Source organism: Rhodococcus sp. UYP9 (assembly GCF_040547235.1).
GTDB lineage: Bacteria > Actinomycetota > Actinomycetes > Mycobacteriales > Mycobacteriaceae > Rhodococcoides.
In genome coordinates, this window is record NZ_JBEPPH010000006.1 from 55249 (window position 1) to 77282 (window position 22034).

The 22034-nt window shown below is 63.0% G+C and carries 16 protein-coding genes; 13 read left to right on the forward strand and 3 right to left on the reverse strand.

Annotation, left to right across the window (positions count from 1 at the left end; all coding sequences use genetic code 11):
- The first annotated feature begins 70 nt into the window (after positions 1-70).
- The 5 genes from ABIB36_RS17125 to ABIB36_RS17145 all read left to right on the forward strand — a co-directional run bounded on the left by ABIB36_RS17125 (position 71) and on the right by ABIB36_RS17145 (position 12535).
- A complete protein-coding gene (locus tag ABIB36_RS17125) occupies positions 71-802 on the forward strand; it encodes a hypothetical protein (RefSeq protein WP_084346128.1) in 732 nt (243 codons plus the stop codon).
- Between the two features lie 69 nt (positions 803-871).
- Entirely contained in the window at positions 872-1651 is a 780-nt protein-coding gene (locus ABIB36_RS17130; protein WP_354561300.1) for a hypothetical protein, read from the forward strand.
- Between the two features lie 176 nt (positions 1652-1827).
- Complete coding sequence (locus ABIB36_RS17135) at positions 1828-4389, forward strand: aminotransferase class III-fold pyridoxal phosphate-dependent enzyme (protein WP_084346127.1); 2562 nt, start codon at positions 1828-1830, stop codon at positions 4387-4389.
- 572 nt (positions 4390-4961) lie between these two features.
- Entirely contained in the window at positions 4962-8468 is a 3507-nt protein-coding gene (rpoB, locus tag ABIB36_RS17140; protein WP_084346126.1) for a DNA-directed RNA polymerase subunit beta, read from the forward strand.
- A gap of 110 nt (positions 8469-8578) precedes the next feature.
- Positions 8579-12535, forward strand: a complete 3957-nt coding sequence (locus ABIB36_RS17145; protein WP_084346125.1) for a DNA-directed RNA polymerase subunit beta' — start codon at positions 8579-8581, stop codon at positions 12533-12535.
- A 235-nt stretch (positions 12536-12770) separates the two neighbouring features.
- Here the strand turns inward: ABIB36_RS17145 and ABIB36_RS17150 are convergent, their stop codons facing one another.
- The gene (locus ABIB36_RS17150; RefSeq protein WP_354561302.1) at positions 12771-14393 is read right to left on the reverse strand and encodes a GMC oxidoreductase; all 1623 of its coding nucleotides are present in this window, start codon (positions 14391-14393) and stop codon (positions 12771-12773) included.
- Positions 14394-14557: 164 nt separating this feature from the next.
- Between ABIB36_RS17150 and ABIB36_RS17155 the strand changes: the two genes are divergently transcribed.
- Entirely contained in the window at positions 14558-15502 is a 945-nt protein-coding gene (locus ABIB36_RS17155; RefSeq protein ID WP_354561305.1) for an endonuclease/exonuclease/phosphatase family protein, read from the forward strand.
- A 5-nt stretch (positions 15503-15507) separates the two neighbouring features.
- Here ABIB36_RS17155 and ABIB36_RS17160 read toward each other — a convergent pair whose 3' ends face one another.
- Complete coding sequence (locus ABIB36_RS17160) at positions 15508-15885, reverse strand: VOC family protein (protein ID WP_354561308.1); 378 nt, start codon at positions 15883-15885, stop codon at positions 15508-15510.
- Positions 15886-15995: 110 nt separating this feature from the next.
- On the opposite strand from ABIB36_RS17160, the gene ABIB36_RS17165 reads away from it, so the two are divergent.
- Both ABIB36_RS17165 and ABIB36_RS17170 read left to right on the forward strand, forming a co-directional pair.
- The gene (locus tag ABIB36_RS17165; RefSeq protein ID WP_502944923.1) at positions 15996-17018 is read left to right on the forward strand and encodes an MsnO8 family LLM class oxidoreductase; all 1023 of its coding nucleotides are present in this window, start codon (positions 15996-15998) and stop codon (positions 17016-17018) included.
- Between the two features lie 55 nt (positions 17019-17073).
- Positions 17074-17277: a hypothetical protein gene (locus ABIB36_RS17170; RefSeq protein WP_084346120.1), complete on the forward strand. Its 204-nt coding sequence runs from the start codon at positions 17074-17076 to the stop codon at positions 17275-17277.
- On the opposite strand, the gene ABIB36_RS17175 is transcribed toward ABIB36_RS17170, so the two are convergent.
- Positions 17274-17783 (reverse strand): SixA phosphatase family protein, encoded by a 510-nt coding sequence (locus tag ABIB36_RS17175; RefSeq protein ID WP_354561312.1) that lies wholly within the window; start codon positions 17781-17783, stop codon positions 17274-17276. The genes ABIB36_RS17170 and ABIB36_RS17175 overlap by 4 nt on opposite strands.
- Positions 17784-17910: 127 nt before the next feature.
- Between ABIB36_RS17175 and ABIB36_RS17180 the strand changes: the two genes are divergently transcribed.
- The 5 genes from ABIB36_RS17180 to ABIB36_RS17200 are packed head-to-tail and all read left to right on the forward strand — an operon-like array spanning position 17911 to position 22031.
- Positions 17911-18528, forward strand: a complete 618-nt coding sequence (locus tag ABIB36_RS17180) for a biotin transporter BioY (RefSeq protein WP_084346119.1) — start codon at positions 17911-17913, stop codon at positions 18526-18528.
- Positions 18525-19631: an AMP-binding protein gene (locus tag ABIB36_RS17185; protein WP_354561314.1), complete on the forward strand. Its 1107-nt coding sequence runs from the start codon at positions 18525-18527 to the stop codon at positions 19629-19631. The genes ABIB36_RS17180 and ABIB36_RS17185 overlap by 4 nt, the downstream gene beginning before the upstream one ends.
- On the forward strand, positions 19628-20755 hold the full coding sequence (locus ABIB36_RS17190; protein WP_354561316.1) for a thiolase family protein: 1128 nt from the start codon (positions 19628-19630) through the stop codon (positions 20753-20755). Before ABIB36_RS17185 ends, ABIB36_RS17190 begins: the two co-directional genes overlap by 4 nt.
- Complete coding sequence (locus ABIB36_RS17195; RefSeq protein ID WP_354561318.1) at positions 20752-21432, forward strand: energy-coupling factor ABC transporter ATP-binding protein; 681 nt, start codon at positions 20752-20754, stop codon at positions 21430-21432. The genes ABIB36_RS17190 and ABIB36_RS17195 overlap by 4 nt, the downstream gene beginning before the upstream one ends.
- Positions 21429-22031, forward strand: a complete 603-nt coding sequence (locus ABIB36_RS17200; protein ID WP_084346116.1) for an energy-coupling factor transporter transmembrane component T family protein — start codon at positions 21429-21431, stop codon at positions 22029-22031. Before ABIB36_RS17195 ends, ABIB36_RS17200 begins: the two co-directional genes overlap by 4 nt.
- Positions 22032-22034 lie beyond the last annotated feature (3 nt).

The window sequence follows — 22034 nt, forward strand, 5'->3', positions numbered from 1 at the left end:
GTGGCTGCGTTCCTACCGATGGAACGATAGAAGACAGGTAACTAAGTTACTGAGTAGTAGGGTTGTGAGTGTGACGTCAAACACCGACACCCAGGAAGCGACACCGTCGTCTCCTGGGTCGAAGAACAAAGCAAGGCCGGTCCTGATCGGCGTATCCATCGTTGCCGTCGCAGCTCTCGTCGCTGCGGTGTGGTTCGGAATAGGCTGGGGGCAAGCACTCTTCGTCGACAAGCCCATCGCCGACACGCGAGATTCTGCGTTGACCGGCGCGCAGCAGGTGGCGATCAATCTCAACACCGTCGACGCAGCCAATATCGACCAGTCGTTCGAGGACATGAAGTCCTCGATCACCGGTGACTCGATGTTGAACGACCTTACTTCCACTCAGTCGAGCATTTCCGACGAAGTACGCAATTCGGGTGCCAAAGGTTCAGCCGAACTGCTGCACGGGACCCTCACCGAACTCAGTACCGACGAGGGAACCGCAACAGCGCTCGTGGTCATCGCCACGACCACGACCTGGCCGGATCGCCCCGCAGTCAAGAGCAAGCTGACCTTGCGTCTGTTCATGGAAGACGTGGACGGTACGTGGAAGGCGAACAAGGTCGACCCCGTCGGGACCGGAATCGCCCTCGACAACGGTGCTGTCGACCCGAACGCGGTGCCGGTCGATCCGAATGCCGCGCCGGTCGATCCGAATGCCGGGCCGGCGGATCCGAATGCCGCGCCGGTCGATCCAGGTGCCGCACCGTCCACAGTCGAAGGTCCCGCACCAGTACCCGACGCAACCGGTGGACAGTAAGCCCATCCGGATGTTTCGTCGAACCACGTGCGTCGGTCGAAGAACGTATCTCACAAGGAGTTGTCCGCAGTGCCTCCTCAGCGCCGGAAAATAGTTCCCCCCAACACCACCAGCAAGGCCCGCAAGAAGGTCGCCGGATCGAACCGACCTCCGAGCGGAGAACCTGTGCAGGTGCAGGATCCTGCCATTCGCGAAGCGTCTCCAGCGGCGAATACGTCCGGAATCGGTCCCTCCAGCGGTACACAAGCGGCCGACACGACGTCACCTGCGACGCCGAAGGTGTCCACTGCGAAGGCTGAGAAAGCAGACACGGCAAAGCCCGCCGATGCTCCGAATGCCGGCGCTGTCACCGCTTCGAATCGGACGAACCGAAAACCGGTGATCGTGGTCGGCGTAGTCGCCGTCGCCCTGGCCGCCTTTGCAGTGATTGCGGCATTTCGACCTGGTGCGACGATCGACAACCAGGCCTGGGTAGATCAGGGCGCAACGTCCGAGGCCACTCGTGCTGCGACGGATGCCGTCGTAACTTTGTACTCGTACAAAGACACGACCATCGACGAGGATTTCGACAGGGCGCGAACCTACCTCAATCCACAGATGCTGTCCGATTTCGACGAGGCGGCCGAGACGACCAAGTCGGCGGTTCAGCAGACCCAGACGGCGACCGAGGCCAGCTTGACCGATATCGGTGTCACGATCCTCGAGGACGACAAAGCTGAACTGGTTGCGAACCTGAATGTCAGTGCAACTCAGGCAGGTGTCGCGCAAGGCAACGCCGAAGGACCGATCACCATCAACCTCGAGAAGGTCGACGGGAAGTGGCTGTTGTCGGCGCTGACGGACAAGTAGCGCTTTCGTCGGATCGTGGCCGACCCGTGCTTGTGATCGGATACACGCAGAAGGTCGGTGCAATCTGCGGTTAACATCGCGACTGCGTCCTGCAGTGGGGCGAGCTCTGGTTGCTCGAGGTCGCCGCGGGGTGCGCGGGCGGCCAGGGGCGGGTTTCGCGAGATCACGGAGCAGTCATGACCGACACGACAAGTGCACGAGTTTCAACGCAGTCCTCCGGGAGGGTTGGATTTTCGGAGCGGGTGAACCCCGAGCTGATGCGGCTGTTGAGCGCCGTCGACCTGGACACGGAGTATGTCCGGGGCGAGGGCACAGTCTTGTTCGACGCCGAAGGTCGAAGCTATCTCGATTTCGCAGGCGCATATGGGGCCTTGCCTTTCGGGCACAATCCTCGAGCTGTGTGGCAGGCGATGGACGCCGTACGCAACAGTGGTGAGGCCGTCTTCGTGCAACCGGCTGTGCTCTCTGCGGCCGGGGATCTTGCGTCGAGTTTGGTCTCTGTCGCGCCTGCAGGACTGGGGCGTGTCACGTTTGTCAACAGTGGCGCCGAGGCAGTGGAGGTCGCCATCAAAATCGCACGATCAGCGACAGGGCGGCTGGGAGTTCTCAGCACACACAACAGTTTTCACGGAAAAACGCTGGGCGCGCTGTCGGCCACCGGAAATGCCAAGTATCAGGCGGGCTTCGGGGCTCCGGCCCCCGGGTTTGCCTCCATTGCCTTCGGTGACAGCGACGCGCTGGACGCAGCGCTCACCGACAATCCAGATCAGTACGCGGTATTCGTGGTCGAGCCCATTCAGGGGGAGGGCGGGGTGATCACGCCACCGGAGGGATACCTGCGCCGCGTTCGTGAAATATGCTCTGCGCATGGAGTTCTCATGGCACTCGACGAAGTGCAGACCGGACTGGGGCGAACCGGACGGCTGTTCGCCTGTGAACACGAATCGGTAGTCCCGGACATCCTGACGCTTGCCAAGGCTCTGGGCGGTGGTGTTCTTCCCAGTGGCGCAGTGCTGTGCAAGCCGGAGTTGGTCGGCGAAAGCTTCTCTCTCCGACACACTTCGACGTTCGCTGGAAATGCATTGACCGCTCGCGTCGGAGTGGCAGTAGTGGATGAACTGATTGCCGATAGCCAGGCGCTGGTCCGGAGAGTCCGCGGTTGCGGTGAGGTGTTGAAGAGTGAGCTGGAGAGGATCGCACGGAAGTATCCATCAGTCGTCACCGACGTTCGTGGACGTGGACTTCTCCTCGGCGTCGAGCTTACGGAAGACATCAATTTCGTGGGCGTGCAGTCACTCCTCGGTTCTATCGCGCATCAGCAGAATCTTGCGGTGATGATCTCCTCCTATCTGTCCCGGGTCGAAGGAATACGCCTGGCGCCGACACTGTTCGGGGCGCGGGTGCTTCGCGTCGAGCCGCCGCTGACCGTCTCCGACTCCGAATGCCGTCAGTTCGTGGCAGCGTTGGATCGTGCCCTCTCCTTCGTGGCAGAGGGTGATCTGGGCGGCCTGATCGGCCACCTCGTCGGACGGCCGGCCAAAGCGGAGCCGACGGTATATCCGACCGGGGCCCGGCGGATCCCGCACCTACCGGCACAGGAGAGCGACCACCGATTCGGTTTCATCGCGCACCCCCTGAACTTGGAGGTGTTCGGCGCGTTCGACCCGACTCTCGTCGAATTCACACATGCGGAGCGAGCGGAACTGTTGAATCGATTCGCCTCGGCGACATCGGAATTGAATCCGTCCCCGTTCGTCATCGGCAGTGGCCGGATTGTTCCGACGTCAGGGGTTGCAGCACACGGCTATCTGATCGGATTGCCGTACACCTCGGCGGCACTGCTCGAGCTGCCTGCCGAGGTAGCGGTGGCGTCGGTGTCGGCGGCAGTGCAGTTGGCATTCGACGCGGGTGCAGAAGTCGTGGGTCTGGGCGGGTACTCCTCGGTGGTCACCGCCAACGGTCTGGCGCTCGGTGAGATGTCGGGCGTCGTGACGACGGGTAACTCGTTCACTGCCGCAGCCAGTATCCGCGCGGTTCGACGTGTCTGCTCTGAGCGTGGGCTCGACCTTGCCGATCTGCGCGTGACCATCCTCGGTGCCGCGGGTGCAATCGGTCGGACGATTGCGCGTGTACTGGCGCCGGACGTCGGCACCGTCACTTTGGTAGGCCGTCCCGGTGAACGAGGACAGATTGCCCCGAAGCTATGGGATGCGGCAATCGAAATCGCAGCTGCCGCGCGTGGGGGGAGAGGTGCGCTGGCAATTGCGGCAGAGCAAGCAGGCGGCTCGGTCGACGACTTGATCGGATCAGGGCATCTGGAATTCTTCGACGACCCGGCGGCGGGCGTTGCGCGCGCCCATATCGTGATCGCAGCGACATCGGCTCCACACGCGTTGATCGACGCAGCCGACCTGGCTCCGAATGCGATTGTGTGTGACGTCGCTCAGCCGCCGAACATTCCTTACGACGTCGGCCTCGTCCGCCCTGACGTGACCGTGTTCGACGGTGGGATCGTGCGTTTGCCCGAGGGTTCGGACTTCGGACTTACTTTCGGCCTCGCACCTGGCCTGACCTACGCATGCATGGCCGAGACGATGTTGTTGTCGCTGTCTCGGGAATTCGACCTCCGCAGTCTCGGTACCGCTCTGGACAGTGCGAATGTCGAACGGCTCGGAGAGCTGGCCGACCGCTACGGTTTCGAGCTGGCAGAGGCGACCCGCTGGCGCGAGACGAAGTAGGAACTCGCCGGTAGCGGTGGTGACGGGTGGGCGTGGTCGAGTGGCTACTGCCCGCCCGGCACGTCGCGCCCAATCGCATGAATGGCGCACCCAAGTCATCTGATCGTATGAATGGCACATCGAAGCGATGGTGGGGTGGGTGCGCCTCGGTTCGGCCGATCCGGAGTGAAAAGCGCATGGAAAGCGCATGGAATGCGCATGGAACGCGGACTTGCCGCCCAGCCCTCTTGACGCGCGGGCGTGCAGGGTCCAGTCTTGTCGTCGTAAGCACCCCCGCGGTGAACGATCGGAGTGTTCGATCGAACGCACGGTCTGCGACTCGCCGTTCTCAGGGCCTCGCAGTATCGAATCCCGGGTGCTACTTTTGATGCCCCTGTTGCGCTGTGCGCACGTATGGGGTACCTTTGGACGTTGCGCTGGGTGCCTCCTGTCCACCTCTCGATTGCTGTGCTGCGAAGTGATTACTTCGTCGGTGTTGTGATGGGGATTCGTTCGGGTTGTGACCAGCGAATTCGCCCCACATTAGCAAGCAGATACAGCGGCGGTCGCACTGCACGAGCGGCCCGCGTGAGGTGCTGGAAGGACGCATCTTGGCAGTCTCTAGCCAGACCAAGGCAGTTGTCGGAACACCGGGAGCCCCGAGGAGGGTTTCGTTCGCGAATATTCGCGAACCGTTGGAGGTACCCGGTCTCCTAGATGTACAGACGGACTCTTTCGAATGGCTGGTAGGTGCGCAGAGTTGGCGCGACCGTGCCGCCGCGCGCGGAGACAGTGGTGTCTCCGGCGGTCTCGAGGACATCCTGACCGAGCTGTCCCCGATCGAGGACTTCTCGGGCTCTATGTCCCTTTCCTTCTCTGATCCACGGTTCGACGAGGTCAAGGCCTCGATGGACGAGTGCAAAGACAAGGACATGACGTACGCGGCGCCATTGTTCGTGACGGCCGAGTTCATCAACAACAACACCGGTGAGATCAAGAGCCAGACGGTCTTCATGGGTGATTTCCCCATGATGACCGGCAAGGGCACGTTCATCATCAACGGCACCGAGCGTGTCGTCGTCTCCCAGCTCGTCCGCTCTCCAGGCGTCTACTTCGATCATTCGGTCGACAAGACGACGGAGAAGGACCTGCACAGCGTCAAGGTCATTCCTGGTCGCGGTGCCTGGTTGGAGTTCGACGTCGACAAGCGCGACACCGTCGGTGTTCGTATCGACCGTAAGCGTCGCCAGCCCGTCACGGTGCTGCTGAAGGCTCTCGGCTGGTCCACGGAGCAGATCACGGAGCGCTTCGGCTTCTCCGAGATCCTCATGGCCACGCTGGAGAAGGACAACACAGCCGGTACCGACGAGGCGCTTCTCGATATCTACCGCAAGTTGCGTCCAGGCGAGCCGCCCACGAAGGAGAGCGCGCAGACGCTCCTGGAGAACTTGTTCTTCAAGGACAAGCGCTACGACCTCGCCCGCGTGGGTCGTTACAAGATCAACAAGAAGCTCGGCCTCAATGCAGGTCAGCCGATCGTCGCTTCGACGCTCACTGAAGAAGACATCGTCGCCACCATCGAGTACCTCGTGCGTTTGCACGCAGGTGACACCTCGATGACGGCACCGGATGGTGTCGAGGTTCCCGTCGAGGTCGACGATATCGACCACTTCGGCAATCGTCGTCTCCGTACCGTCGGTGAGCTGATTCAGAACCAGATCCGCGTGGGGCTTTCCCGCATGGAGCGCGTCGTTCGCGAACGTATGACGACTCAGGATGTCGAGGCCATCACGCCGCAGACCCTGATCAACATCCGTCCCGTCGTCGCCGCGATCAAGGAGTTCTTCGGAACCTCCCAGCTGTCGCAGTTCATGGACCAGAACAACCCGCTGTCGGGTCTGACGCACAAGCGTCGCCTGTCGGCCCTCGGACCGGGTGGTCTCTCCCGTGAGCGCGCCGGCCTCGAGGTCCGTGACGTTCACCCGTCGCACTACGGCCGTATGTGCCCCATCGAGACCCCTGAAGGCCCGAATATCGGCCTGATCGGCTCGCTGTCGGTTTACGCACGGGTCAACCCGTTCGGCTTCATCGAGACTCCGTACCGCAAGGTCGTCGACGGTCAGGTCACCGACGATGTCGATTACCTGACGGCCGATGAAGAGGATCGCCACACGCTCGCACAGGCCAACGCGCCTCTGGACGACAGCGACCATTTCGTCGAGGACAAGATTCTTGTTCGCCGTAAGGGTGGCGAGGTCGAGTTCGTGTCGTCCGCGGACATCGACTACATGGACGTTTCACCGCGCCAGATGGTCTCGGTCGCAACCGCGATGATTCCGTTCCTCGAGCACGACGATGCCAACCGTGCCCTGATGGGTGCGAACATGCAGCGTCAGGCCGTTCCGCTGGTACGCAGCGAATCGCCGATCGTCGGTACCGGCATGGAACTGCGCGCCGCAGTCGATGCAGGTGACGTCGTGATCAGCGAAATGACCGGTGTGGTCGAAGAGGTCTCCGCCGACTACGTCACGGTCATGGCCGACGACGGTAGCCGCAAGACCTACCGGATGCGCAAGTTTGCGCGTTCCAACCAGGGCACGTGTGCCAACCAGCGTCCGATCGTGGACGAGGGTCAGCGCGTCGAGTCCGGTCAGGTCCTCGCCGACGGCCCATGCACCGAAGACGGTGAAATGGCGCTCGGCAAGAACCTGCTCGTGGCGATCATGCCGTGGGAAGGCCACAACTACGAGGACGCGATCATTCTTTCGCAGCGTCTCGTGGAAGAGGACGTTCTCACCTCGATTCACATCGAGGAGCACGAGATCGATGCTCGCGACACCAAGCTCGGTGCCGAGGAGATCACTCGTGACATTCCGAACGTGTCCGACGAGGTCCTCGCCGACCTCGACGAGCGCGGCATCATCCGTATCGGTGCCGAGGTTCGTGACGGCGACGTGCTGGTCGGAAAGGTCACGCCGAAGGGCGAGACCGAGCTGACCCCGGAAGAGCGTCTCCTGCGTGCCATCTTCGGTGAGAAGGCTCGCGAGGTTCGCGATACTTCCCTCAAGGTTCCGCACGGCGAGAACGGAAAGGTCATCGGCATTCGCGTGTTCTCACGCGACGACGACGACGATCTGCCTCCCGGCGTCAACGAGTTGGTCCGCGTGTACGTCGCCCAGAAGCGCAAGATTCAGGACGGCGACAAGCTCGCAGGCCGGCACGGTAACAAGGGCGTCATCGGCAAGATCCTCCCGCAGGAGGACATGCCGTTCCTGTCCGACGGCACCCCGATCGACATCATTCTCAACACCCACGGTGTTCCGCGTCGTATGAACATCGGTCAGATCTTGGAGACCCACCTCGGGTGGATCGGCAAGACCGGCTGGAATGTTCAAGTGGCCACGGACGGCACCCGGCCCGATTGGGCCGAGCGTCTTCCGGAGGAGATGCTCTCGGCACCTGCGGACAGCAATATCGCCACCCCGGTGTTCGACGGCGCCAAGGAGAATCAGCTGACCGGCCTGCTGGCCAGCACGATTCCCAACCGCGACGGCGAGCAGATGGTCGGTCCGGACGGAAAGGCCACCTTGTTCGACGGCCGTTCCGGCGAGCCGTTCCCGTACCCGGTGTCCGTGGGCTACATGTACATCATCAAGCTGCACCACTTGGTCGACGACAAGATCCACGCTCGTTCGACCGGGCCGTACTCGATGATCACTCAGCAGCCCCTCGGTGGTAAAGCGCAGTTCGGTGGACAGCGCTTCGGTGAGATGGAGTGCTGGGCCATGCAGGCCTACGGCGCTGCGTACACGCTGCAGGAACTTCTCACCATCAAGTCGGACGACGTTGTCGGCCGCGTGAAGGTGTACGAAGCGATCGTCAAGGGCGAGAACATTCCCGAGCCCGGTATCCCCGAGTCCTTCAAGGTGCTCCTCAAAGAGCTCCAGTCACTGTGCCTCAACGTGGAGGTGCTGTCCTCGGACGGCGCTGCCATCACGATGGCCGACGGTGACGACGAGGACCTCGAGCGTGCCGCGGCCAACCTGGGAATCAACCTCTCCCGCAACGAAGCTGCAACGGTCGACGACCTCGCTCAGTAGTTCTACGGTCCTCGGGCCTGCGGTTATCGCAGGCCCGAGGGCGCTCTTTCTCATATGACTGTTCTCAATGGCAGTTTGGTACAACACCCATAACGGGGAAAGGAAGTTACGTGCTCGACGTCAACTTCTTCGATGAACTTCGCATTGGCCTCGCCACTGCGGACGACATCCGTCAGTGGTCCTACGGTGAGGTCAAAAAGCCGGAGACTATCAACTACCGCACGCTCAAGCCCGAGAAGGACGGCCTCTTCTGCGAGAAGATCTTCGGCCCCACTCGGGACTGGGAGTGCTACTGCGGTAAGTACAAGCGTGTCCGGTTCAAGGGCATCATCTGTGAGCGTTGTGGCGTCGAGGTCACTCGCGCCAAGGTGCGTCGTGAGCGCATGGGGCACATCGAACTCGCCGCTCCCGTCACGCACATCTGGTACTTCAAGGGTGTGCCGTCACGTCTCGGTTACCTGCTCGACCTGGCTCCGAAGGATCTCGAAAAGATCATCTACTTCGCTGCCTACGTCATCACGACGGTCGACGACGAGCTCCGTCACAACGAGCTGTCGACTCTCGAGGCCGAGATGGAGGTCGAGAAGAAGTCGGTCGCCGATCAGCGTGACGCCGACCTCGAAGCTCGTGCGCAGAAGCTCGAAGCCGACATCGCCGAGCTCGAAGCCGAGGGTGCCAAGTCGGACGTACGTCGCAAGGTGAAGGACGGCGGCGAGCGCGAAATGCGTCAGCTGCGCGACCGTTCGCAGCGCGAGCTGGATCGTCTGGAAGAGATCTGGACTACGTTCACGAAGCTGACCCCGAAGCAGCTCATCGTCGACGAGCTCATCTACCGCGAGCTCATCGACCGGTACGGCGAGTACTTCACCGGTGCCATGGGTGCCGAGTCGATCCAGAAGCTCATGCAGACCTTCGACATCGACGCCGAGGCAGAGTCGCTGCGCGAGACCATTCGTAGCGGCAAGGGCCAGAAGAAGCTTCGCGCGCTCAAGCGTCTGAAGGTCGTCGCGGCCTTCCAGAACAACCGCAACTCGCCGATGGGCATGGTTCTCGACGCTGTTCCGGTCATCCCACCGGAGCTTCGCCCGATGGTTCAGCTCGACGGTGGACGTTTCGCGACGTCCGACCTCAACGACCTGTACCGCCGTGTCATCAACCGCAACAACCGCCTCAAGCGACTGATCGATCTCGGTGCTCCCGAGATCATCGTCAACAACGAGAAGCGGATGCTGCAGGAGTCGGTCGACGCACTGTTCGACAACGGCCGTCGTGGACGTCCGGTCACCGGACCGGGTAACCGTCCGCTCAAGTCGCTGTCCGACTTGCTCAAGGGCAAGCAGGGTCGCTTCCGCCAGAACCTCCTCGGTAAGCGCGTCGACTACTCGGGTCGTTCCGTGATCGTCGTCGGTCCTCAGCTCAAGCTGCACCAGTGTGGTCTGCCGAAGCTGATGGCACTCGAGCTGTTCAAGCCGTTCGTGATGAAGCGCCTGGTGGATCTGAACCACGCGCAGAACATCAAGTCGGCCAAGCGCATGGTCGAGCGTCAGCGTCCGCAGGTGTGGGATGTCCTCGAAGAGGTCATCGCCGAGCATCCAGTGCTGCTGAACCGTGCACCTACCCTGCACCGGTTGGGCATCCAGGCGTTCGAGCCACAGCTCGTCGAGGGCAAGGCAATCCAGCTGCATCCGCTCGTGTGTGAGGCGTTCAACGCCGACTTCGACGGTGACCAGATGGCTGTCCACCTGCCGCTGTCGGCAGAGGCTCAGGCCGAGGCACGCATCTTGATGCTGTCCTCGAACAACATCCTCTCGCCTGCGTCGGGTCGTCCGCTCGCCATGCCGCGTCTGGACATGGTCACGGGTCTGTTCCACCTGACTCGTCTCGACGACGGTGCCATCGGTGAACGTGCCGACGCCAAGACGGACCATGCCGAGTTCGGTGCGTACTCCAGCCCGGCCGAGGCCCAGATGGCCGTCGACCGCGGTTCGCTCACCGTGCAGTCGCAGATCAAGGTTCGGTTGACGCTGCAGCGTCCGCCGCGCGACATCGAGACCGAGCGTTTCCCCGACGGTTGGCGTCGTGGCGAGTCTTGGATCGCGGAAACGACATTGGGACGCGTTCTCTTCAACGAGCTGCTGCCGGCGGACTACCCGTTCGTCAACGAGCAGATGCCGAAGAAGCGTCAGGCGACGATCATCAACGATCTCGCCGAGCGTTACCCGATGATCGTTGTTGCGCAGACCGTCGACAAGCTGAAGGACGCAGGCTTCTACTGGGCCACGCGTTCGGGTGTCACGATCTCCATCTCCGACGTCCTCGTGCCGCCGGAGAAGCCGGCGATCATGGAGACCTTCGAGGCGCAGGCCGATCAGATCGAAAAGAAGTACCAGCGTGGCGCACTCGACAAGGTCGAGCGCAACTCTGCACTGGTCAAGATCTGGCAGGACGCGACCGAGCAGGTCGGTAAGGCCATGGAGGCGCACTTCCCCGACGACAACCCCATCCCGATGATCGTGAAGTCCGGCGCAGCCGGAAACATGACTCAGGTGCGGTCGCTCGCCGGCATGAAGGGCCTGGTGACCAACCCGAAGGGTGAGTTCATCCCGCGTCCGATCAAGTCTTCCTTCAAGGAAGGCCTGACGGTTCTCGAGTACTTCATCAACACGCACGGTGCTCGTAAGGGTCTGGCGGATACGGCACTTCGTACCGCCGACTCGGGTTACCTGACCCGTCGTCTCGTCGACGTTTCGCAGGATGTCATCGTTCGGGAAACCGACTGTGGCACCGAGCGCGGCATCAACACGACCATCGCCGAGAAGCTCGCCGATGGCACGATGATCCGCGACGCTCACGTCGAGACCAGCACGTACGCCCGTACATTGGCGAGCGATGCTGTCGACGCGAACGGCACGGTCATCGTCGCTCGTGGACATGACCTCGGCGATCCGGCCATCGACGCGTTGCTCGAAGCGGGCGTCACGTCGGTCAAGGTTCGCTCGGTCCTGACCTGCACCACCGGTACCGGCGTCTGCGCCACTTGCTACGGCCGTTCGATGGCCACCGGCAAGTTGGTCGACATCGGTGAGGCCGTCGGTATCGTCGCCGCACAGTCGATCGGTGAGCCCGGTACTCAGCTGACCATGCGTACCTTCCACCAGGGTGGTGTCGCCGGAGATGACATCACCGGTGGTCTGCCTCGCGTGCAGGAGCTGTTCGAGGCACGTGTGCCGAAGGGCAAGGCTCCGATCGCGGACGTGTCGGGTCGCATCCAGCTCGAGGACGGCGATCGTTTCTACAAGATCACCATCGTCCCGGACGACGGCGGTGAGGAGGTTGTCTACGACAAGCTCTCCAAGCGTCAGCGTCTGCGTGCTTTCAAGCACGACGACGGCACCGAGCGACTTCTGTCGGACGGTGACCACGTCGAGGTCGGCCAGCAGCTCATGGAAGGTGCTGCCGATCCGCACGAGGTTCTGCGCGTGATGGGTCCTCGTCAGGTTCAGATCCACCTGGTGAACGAGGTCCAGGAGGTGTACCGGTCGCAGGGTGTGTCGATTCACGACAAGCACATCGAGACGATCGTGCGCCAGATGCTCCGTCGTGTCACGATCATCGACTCCGGCTCCACCGAATTCCTGCCCGGTTCACTTACCGAGCGCAGCGAATTCGAGGCGTCGAACCGTCGCGTCGTGTCCGAAGGTGGCGAGCCCGCAGCCGGACGGCCGGTCCTGATGGGTATCACCAAGGCCTCGCTGGCAACCGATTCGTGGCTGTCTGCAGCGTCCTTCCAGGAGACCACTCGTGTGCTCACCGATGCGGCTATCAACTGCCGTAGCGACAAGCTCATAGGTCTGAAGGAGAACGTCATCATCGGAAAGCTCATCCCGGCTGGTACCGGCATCAACCGGTACCGCAACATCCAGGTGCAGCCGACCGAAGAGGCGCGTGCCGCGGCATACGCGGTGCCGTCGTACGACGATCAGTACTACAGCCCGGATGGCTTCGGAGCCAACACCGGCGCAGCAGTGCCGCTCGACGACTACGGCTTCTCCAACGAGTACCGCTAGGCGTTTCTGCTAGAAGACGAAAGCCCCGCACTCCGACTTCGGTCGGGAGGCGGGGTTTTTTTCGTGCGATAAAACGAATCAAGCCCCGCACTCCGACTTCGGTCGGGAGGCGGGGCTTTCGTCGTGCGATAAAACGAATCAAGCCCCGCACCCATTTTCCTGGGTGCGGGGCTGTTCCGTGAGTTGACGAATTCGGTTCGCGAACTCTGCTGACGGGTGGCGCTGGGACTCTCACCTACCGCCCGTCGGCAATCACTTTCGCGATGTTCCGTTCGGCGAGCGCGGTGATGGTGAGAGAGGGGTTGGCTGCGCCGGTGCTACCGGGGATCAAGGCGCCGTCTACGACGTAGAGTCCGTCGTGCCCTTTGACGCGTCCGTACGAGTCGGTGACGTCGCCGAGGACCGCACCACCGAGCGGGTGGGCGGTGAAGGTGTCGTCGACGTCGCGGGTGAACGGCTCCGCGGAGACTACGGTGCCGCCGGCCTGAGCCATCTTGTTCTGCACTGCGCGTAGTGCTTCGACGGTGTCACGGCTGCCGCCTTTGGGCCAGTTCAGCGTCATCGAGTCGGTGGCGGCGTTGTAATGGAAGTCTGCCCGGAGTGGGTCGATCGTCATGCCGAGCGAGCCGATGAAGCCGAGGTCCGTGGGTACGCCTGGGACATACCAGTTCTCGACGGTGAGGGGGAGTCCGGAATCGTCGACGATTCGGGATGCGCACGGTGCGCCCTGCGGTACGCCTGCAGCAGGTCCGAGCGATCGCGTCATCGAGGCGTCGCCGTTGGTGCCCCAACCACGACCGACGAACTCGTTCAGATTGCCCAAGGTGCCGGTGGCCTGCGCACGCACGAGAAGCTCTGTGGTGCCGATGGATCCGGCTCCGAGAACGAGTTTGTCGCAGGTGAGCATACGAGTTTCGAGAACATTGCCTACCGCGTCGAGGCGTCGTACCTCGACGCGGTAGCGGCCGCCGGATTCAGTGCCGATCGAGGCGACTTCGTGGCTGTGGCAGACGGTTGCCCGTCCGGTGTTCTCGGCCTGCGGGATGTAGTTCTGGGTCAGGTCGTGCTTTGCGCCGTTCGAGTTTCCGAAGGTGCTTGCTCCGACGGTTGCGGACGGGCGGGACCGTCCGGTCATCTCATCGCGCAGAACGTTCCAGTTCCAGTTGCCGTCGACTCGTTCGGGTTGGTAGCCGGCGCGTCGGGCGTGGTCGTCCCAGGTTCGAGAGTGCGCGAAATTTGCGCTGTTGTAGATGTCGTCGGGCATCTGCGACGGCATCAGCATTGATCGGGCCTTGGGGTACCAGGTTCCGGCCATGTCGTCGTAGCTGAGCCTGCCGCCGAAGGAGAGGTCGAAGAATCGGCGTTCCGGTGCGATCGTGACGCCGGTGTAGACGATGGACCCTCCGCCGACAGCTGCGCCGCGCCAGACGGAGAGGTTCTCGAATCGGGTGGTGTCGAGTACGCCGCCGAACCTGTCCACGGGCCCGACGGGTAGGCCGGTGATGTTGGTGAACGAGTCTTGTTGCCACAGGCCACGGCCGTCGGCGGTCATGTCGGCGGTGAAGATCTCGCGCCATGGGTCCCTCGGCCAGCGCAGACCGCGTTCGAGGACGGTGACCTGACTACCGGCCTGCGCGAGGCGTAGCGCGGCCGCGCTGGCTCCGAAGCCGGAACCGATGACGATGACCGACGAGTGCTCCGGCGGTCGTGGCGGATCGACGAAGATTTCTGGGACGAGTGACCGGATCGAGCCGACGCCGATCGGGATCGCGTGTGCTCGGGTTCGGGAAAGAAGTGGAGGTGCGGTAAGTCCAACGAGCCCTGCTGCTGCCAGTTGAAGGAGTTGCCTGCGTTTCACGTGTATTTGTCCCCTGAAGTCGATCGCGGCTCGTCGGCCATTGTTCCTCATTGCGGGGCATAAATGCGACTGGTCTTTCGGATTACGTGAGATTTACCAGACGCAGCCCTGGGTGAGCAGGTGTTGCCAGCTCCTCCACAGGTGTGGCTGAAATACTGGCGCGAATGATCATCGTTCTGGGGGCCGTATTCGTTGCGGTCGCGTTGCTGGGCATTGCCGCGCATATTGTCGATTCGACGGGTCAGTTCATGCTCGTTGCGGCCGCGCTTGCTCGTCTTCTCATGGTGGCGGCCGTTCCGGGTGCTGTGCTTCTCGGTGTGGGTGTCGGGTGGTGGGGCGTCGCGTTCGGGTCGTTGGTTGTCGTGGTTGCTCTCACGGCTCAGTTCCCTCTGGTTCGGTCGCGGTTTCGCAAGCCCAACACTCAGGGCACACGGTTCGGTGTGCTCAGTGCCAACATTCTGCTCGGTGAGGCTGATGCGGGTGCTGTGGTGGCTGCGGTCGATGCTCACTCGCCCGATGTGCTGACCGTTGTCGAGTTGACTCCTTCGGCGCACGAGGGGCTCGTTGCGGCGGGGATTCTCGAGCGCCTTCCGTACACGTTCGTCAGCGCGGCGTCGGGTGGAAACGGGACAGGCATCTATTCGCGATATCCCATCAGTGACGAGACTCGGCACGATGGCTACATCACCGAATTACTTTCGGCACGTGTGCAGGTTCCTGATGGTCCGTGGCCGCTGGTGTTTGCGGTCCACCCGGTGCCGCCGTGGCCACGGCACCCGTCGGAGTGGGTGCGCGAACTTGCCGCGCTCGGGCAGTTGATGGACAAGATCCCGCTCGACGACGGCCCAGTGGTGGTGTCGGGGGATTTCAATGCGACGTTCGACCACAAGCGGTACCGAGACTTGCTGAGCGATCGTTACCGTGACGCGGCGATGGAGGTCGGCGCTGGTCACTTGGCTACGTATTCTGCGGACGCGTGGTATCCGCCGTTGATAGCGATCGACCACATTCTTGTCAGCGACGCCGCGGTGATCGATGTGGGAGTCGTCGAACTTCCCGGCTCCGATCACCGCGGCATCCGCGCGGACTTGCTGCTACGCGCGCTCTGAGGCCGTCAGTCTTTGTGGGCGTAGTCCGGGAGTTCTTGGACTGCCCATTTGTTTCCGTCGGGATCGGCGAAGAACACGAACTTGCCCCATCCCAGGTCGACGACGGGGTCGACGTCGAGGCCTGCCGCGATGAGGTGCTCGCGCGCTTGTTCGGCGCTGGCGACGACGACCTGCATGCCCTCGACGCTCCCCGGTGCGGCAGTGGTGATGCCTTCACCGATGGCGATGGAGCAGACAGATCCGGGTGGGGTCAATTGTACGAAGCGGATTTCGTCCGTTGGCCGCTCGTCGTGGTCTGCGTTGAATCCGATCTTGACGTAGAAGTCCTTGGCTCGGTCGACGTCGCTCACCGGGATCATGACGAGTTCGAGTTTGATGTCCATGTTTCGTTCGCTCCCTTTCGTTGTGGTGACAGCAAGCCTGCCAAGTATTGCGGACAGTTTCGGTCCGCGAGTCGAGTTTTCGTTCGGTGAACACTGCTGGCCAGAGAAATATGCACGACCGATCGGCTGTTGACGCTGGTGTGCTTCTGTCCATACTCGATCGCTCCCGCACGAGGACAGGCTTCGACGACGCTTCCGCTCCGACCGGGTCGATCGAGCGCGCTGTCCACGCCGAACAGCTTGGCTACCACCGGTTCTGGGTGGCAGAGCATCACGGCGTTCCCGGTATTGCCAGTGGTGCCCCGCCGGTGTTGCTTGCGGCAATCGGCGCGCAGACCTCGCGGATCCGGCTCGGTTCCGGTGGCGTCATGTTGCCGAACCATCAGCCGTTCGTCGTCGCCGAGCAGTTCGCACTGCTCGCCGCTCTCTACCCGGGGCGTGTGGACGTGGGTCTCGGGCGCTCGCTCGGCTTCACCGAGCCTGTTCGCCGCGCGCTCCGAACCGGTCGTGAGGAAGCGGATACGTTCGCCGACGATCTGGCCGAACTGTCGAGATTTCTCGACGGGACGGGCCCGGTGACGGTCAGGCCGGCGGTGCCTGCCCCGCCGATGTACGTCCTGGCGACAGGGAAGGGGTTGGCGATAGCAGCGAAAGCTGGGTTGCCCGTGGTGGTCGGCGGTCCGATTCTCTGGGGTGACGGTGCCGAGATCGCAGCCTATCGACGTCAGTTCCGTGCCACCGAGCTCTCCCCGACTCCCCGCGTCATCGTCTCGCTCGACATCATGATCGCGGACTCGGCAGCCCGTGCTCGCGAGTTGATGCTGCCCGAGGCCTGGGCAATGGCTCAATCGAGGAACACCGGAGAGTTTCCACCGCTCGTTCCGATCCGAGAAATCGATCTCGACGCCGTGCCCACTCGAACGAGGGAGCGAGTGGAACGTTCGATCGATTCATCGGTGTACGGCACGGCCCACGAGGTTGCCATTCGGCTCGAGGAGTTGATCGAGCGCACCGACGCCGACGAGATTTTGGCGTCGACTTCGACCTACGACCGAACTGCGCTGGCAGTCGCCGACGCCGAATTATGGAAGCTGTTTGCTCCTTCGCTGTCGACTCGAGCCATCGCCGAGTGAAGGTGTTGCGCAGTACAGTGAAGAACGAGACGAATCAGTCACCGGAGAGGTCGTCATGGCAGGCAAGAAGCTGGACAGAGTTCATGCACAATCCGCGCTCGAGACAGTGCGTGAGAACCCGCTGATCGCGGTGATCGCTGCGGCGCCTGCCTTGGTCGTTTTCGGGCTCGTGTGGTGGCTCGCCGGGTTCGGAACCGCAGTGGTTCTACTTCTCGCGATCGGCGTCGTCGGCCTGGTCGTCGCCAAGTTGCGCAGCTAGTCCGTCGTTTCCCGGGGGATATGGAACTGCGAGAGCGAGCACGTGCCCGGCCCCAGTTCGGCCCACGGCGTTGCGGTGGTCAGCACGGCGATGGCTGACGTCGGGAACTTCATGGTGATGGCATCGATAGCCGAGGACTCGTTTTCCGACGCCAGTTCCAGTGCCGTCCAGGGTATTCCGGGTGCGTGTCCAACGATGAGCAGGGTCGAAACGGCAGCTTCGGTCAGCGCGATTTCCTCGAAAATTTCTTCGGGGGAGCCGCCGTAGATCCGTTGTTCGAATCTCACCGGCGCATCGATGCCCGTCGCGATCAAGGTTTCTCGGGTGCGGGTGGCAGTGGAGCAAATGACGGCGTCGATGTTGCCGACGTTCTCGGCTATCCAGCGGCCTGCGAGTGTTGCCTCGCGCCGGCCACGATCTGCGAGGGGGCGATCGTGATCCGGCGTCCCTTCCGGGTAGCCGGATTTACCATGTCGCATGAGTACGAGGGTGCGCAGTTCGGCCATCGATCCACCGTATCGGGCCGGGGCCACCACATCCATATGCTTGCGCAGCGGAGGTTGCGATGCAGACCACAGGGTGCGCACCTGCTACCTTGAACGCCGTTCAAGTTTGCGCTCACAAGGAGTCGTCATGGCAGGTCTCGAAGGTGCACAGAGCTCGGCAGCGTCCAGTTCCGAAGCAGTGTCCGGTTCCAAGGTAAGGATTTCGGCACGGGACATGGCGCAGATCGCGGTCTTCGCCGCGCTGCTGGCCGCCCTGGGACTCCCCGGCGCAATCACGGTGGGTTTCAGTGGCGTTCCCATCACGCTCCAAACCCTCGGCGTCATCCTCGCCGGTGCGATCCTCGGTGCCCGCAAGGGCACGGCGGCCGTCGTGGTGTTCATCGCGCTGACTCTCATCGGTCTGCCTCTGCTGTCCGGTGGTCGCACCGGTCTTACAGCACTCGCGGGCCCCAGCGCCGGATATCTCATCGGGTGGATCCCGGCGGCGTTCGTCATCGGCCTGCTGACGGCCCGCATCCTCCCGAAATATCCGATAGCACTCGGTCTCGCGATCAACGCCCTCGGCGCGATCGTGATCATCTACATTTTCGGCACGATCGGCCTGTTGCTGCGCACCGACATCGGCGTGTGGGGCGCGATCTCCACCAACTTCGCATTCATCCCTGGTGACCTGGTCAAGGTCGTCATCGGCGCCGTGGTCGCCAAAAGTGTGCACCGAGCGTATCCCGGTTTGATTCGTTCGTGAGTCTGCTTCTGGGCGGGCGCGGGTCCTCGCTCGCGATCGACTGGAACGGGCGAGCCCTCACCTACCAACAGCTCGACGCCGCCGTCGAAAAATGGCCCGAGTCTCGGATGCACGACGCGTCGGAGTTGGACCTTCCCGATGCCCTGATCTGCGTGTTCGCCGCAGCGAGTCAGGGAGCAACGGTGCGAGTGGAGAATCCGGACGCCAGGCCGGTCCACGGGAACGTGGATCCCGACGCGTTCCTGCTCGTTGCGACTTCGGGTTCGACCGGCAGACCGCGCGCGCTGGCTCGTACTGCTGCGTCGTGGACCGACAGCTTCGCCGAGTTCACCTCGATCACCGGCATCACCGCTGCTGATCGAGTGTTGGTCACCGGTCCGTTGCACGCCACGATGCACTTGTTCGCGGCCGTTCATGCTCTGTGGATCGGTGCCTGTGTCACAGACGACAGCGGGAGTGCGACGGTGGCTCATGCCGTCCCAGCGGTCCTTCGCGATCTCCTCGATCGAGCACCGGCGCTTCGCCTCGCTGTCGTGGCCGGTACGGCTCTGGATGCGGGAGCGCAGGAACGCGCGCACGGTATCGACCTCGTCGAGTACTACGGGGCGGCGGAGCTGTCCTTGGTCGCTGCGCGTCGGGTGCCGGAACCGTTGACTTTGCTCGCGGGCCTCGAAGCGGAGGTTCGCGACGGGCTTCTGTTCGTGCGGTCGCCGTATCGGGTCCTCGGAGCTCCGGAGTGGTTCGGTGTCGGAGACCTGGCCGAGCTCGGGCCGAATCGGCAGCTCGTCGTACGCGGGCGCGGTGATGCCGCGGTCAACGTGGGCGGAACTACGGTGATCGCGGAGGACGTCGAGTTTGTGCTGGATTCGATCGATGGTGTTCGAGCTTCGGCTGTCGTCGGAACGCCGCATTCGGTGCTCGGTGCGACGGTGACTGCCGTTGTGGAGCTTCACGGCGGGGCGGACGTGGATTCCGTCAAAGCCGAGGCCCGCGGACGCTTGTTTCGTGAAGCCGTGCCCAGGCGCTGGATCGTCGTCCCCGCTCTGCCTCGCACCGGTAGCGGCAAGATCGCCCGTGCGCGGGTGACAGACTCGATCTCATGACCTCCGCTCCAGTTCTCGTCGCTCCGTGGCGGACCCCGATCGGTACAGCCGGTCACGGGTTTGCCGATCTGACGACGACCGACCTCGCTGCTCCGGTGTTGCGGGCAGTGTTGGCGTCGTTGCGTGAATCGGGGTGCGAGGACGCAGTGGACGACGTGGTTCTCGGCAATTGTCTCGGGCCCGGTGGCGATCCGGCCCGTATTGCAGCGCTGAGCGCCGGCCTCGGCGTCGAGGTGCCGGGGGTGACGGTCGATCGGCAGTGTGGTTCGGGGCTCGAAGCGGTGATGCAGGCCGCGATGCGGGTACGCAGCGGTGACGAGAGCGTGATCCTTGCGGGCGGAGTCGAATCGGCGAGTACCGCACCGTGGCGGTTCTGGCCACCGCAGGCGGGGTCGGAACCAGTTCGCTACACCCGTGCGCCCTTTGCACCCGACGGCTTCGAGGACCCGGACATGGGCGTCGCTGCCGACGATCTTGCTCGCCTTCGAGGTATCGACCGTGTTCGCCTGGACGGGTATGCCGCACGGTCACATCGGCTTGCCGCCGAATCCGATTTCACTTCCGAGATCGTGCCGGTCGCCGGGATCGAGCGAGATCAGCGCATCAGATCGAATATGACCGCCGAACGGCTGGCGCGGCTTCGCCCGAGTTTCTCGCCGTCGGGTACCGGTACGGCCGGTAACTCGTGCGGGATCTCCGATGGCGCAGCGGCGCTCGCAGTCACCACCGAATCGCGTGCGAAAGGCCTTCCAGCGCTGCGTGTTCTGGGCGCGGCCGTCGCCGGCTCGGATCCGGCGTTGCCCGGCCTCGGGCCGGTTCCCGCTATCGAGAAGGTGTTGCGTCGAACGGGCGTCGCCCTGTCCGACGTGGGAGTCGTGGAGATCACCGAGGCTTTCGCGTCGGTGGTACTCGCGGTGTCGGACGAACTGGGGCTGGATGAGAACCTACTGTGCCCGCAGGGTGGCGCCATTGCGATGGGTCATCCGTGGGGGGCATCGGGCGCAATTCTGTTGGTGCGCTTGGCTTCTCAAATGCTGGCTGACGGCGGCCCCGAGTTGGGGCTGGCTGCGTGCGCCATCGGCGGCGGACAAGGGATTGCGATGATCGTGGAGCGTGCGTGGTGAGTGAAGTGGTGTTCGAGAGTGTCAAGCATGCGTTCGGTGATCGTGAGGTGTTGCGCGGCATCGATCTTCGGTTCAGTGAGCGACGTGTGGGCATCATCGGATCCAACGGTTCGGGTAAGTCGACACTGGCTCGGATGATCAACGGTCTGTTGGCACCGACGTCGGGGACGGTGACCGTCGACGGTGTGGACGCATCCAAGAAGGGCGCGCAGGTCCGTAAGAAGGTCGGCTTCGTCTTCACCGATCCCGATACTCAGATCGTCATGCCTACTGTTTCGGAGGATCTCGCGTTCTCGCTGCGCCGTTCGGGACTGAGCAAGACAGAGATCGCTGAACGTGTGCACGAGATCCTGGTGCGATTCCGTCTCGACCGCCACGCAGAGCATCCGTCCCATCTGTTGTCCGGCGGGCAGAAACAGCTCCTGGCGATCGGAGCCGTCCTCATCCGGCGCCCCGAGGTCGTCATTGCCGACGAGCCGACGACGCTCCTCGATCTGCGCAATGCCCGCGTCGTCGCCGAGGCACTCGATTCGATGGATCAGCAAGTGATCGTCGTGACGCATCATTTGGCGCTGCTGGACAGCTTCGAGCGCGTCATCGTCATCGACGACGGGCTCGTCGCGTTCGACGGCGCCCCGAAGGATGCGGTTCCGGCATATCGGGAACTCGTCGAATGATCGGCCTGTATCGGCCGGGGACGTCGTTCCTGCACCGATTGCCTGCGTGGGTGAAGCTGCTCCTGCTCATCATCTCGATCGTCACCGCGACCGTCGTGGTCCGAACACCGATTCAGGTCGGGATCGTCGCTGCACTGGTCGCGGCACTGTTCCTTCTTGCTCGGATACCTGTGAAAGTTGCTCTCGCCCAACTGCGCCCGATCATCTGGATGCTGCTGATCATCGGCGTCTTCCAGGTGATCATCACCTCTCCCGCTCGTGCTGTCGTGGTGTGCGGCGTTCTGCTGATCTCGGTGGCATTGGCCGCGCTGGTCACGCTCACCACACGCGTGACCGACATGCTCGACACCGTCACCCGCGCTCTGGGGCCGCTACGCAGATTCGGCGTCGACCCCGACCGGATCGGCCTCATGCTCGCCCTGGCCATCAGGTGCATTCCCATTCTCGCGACGATCGTGCACGAGGTCGCCGAGGCACGGAAAGCGCGGGGCCTGCAATGGTCCATGACTGCGCTCGTGACGCCCGTCCTCGTCCGTGCGCTGCGAACCGCGGACGCGATGGGCGATGCTCTCGTCGCGCGGGGCGTCGACGATGACTGAGGT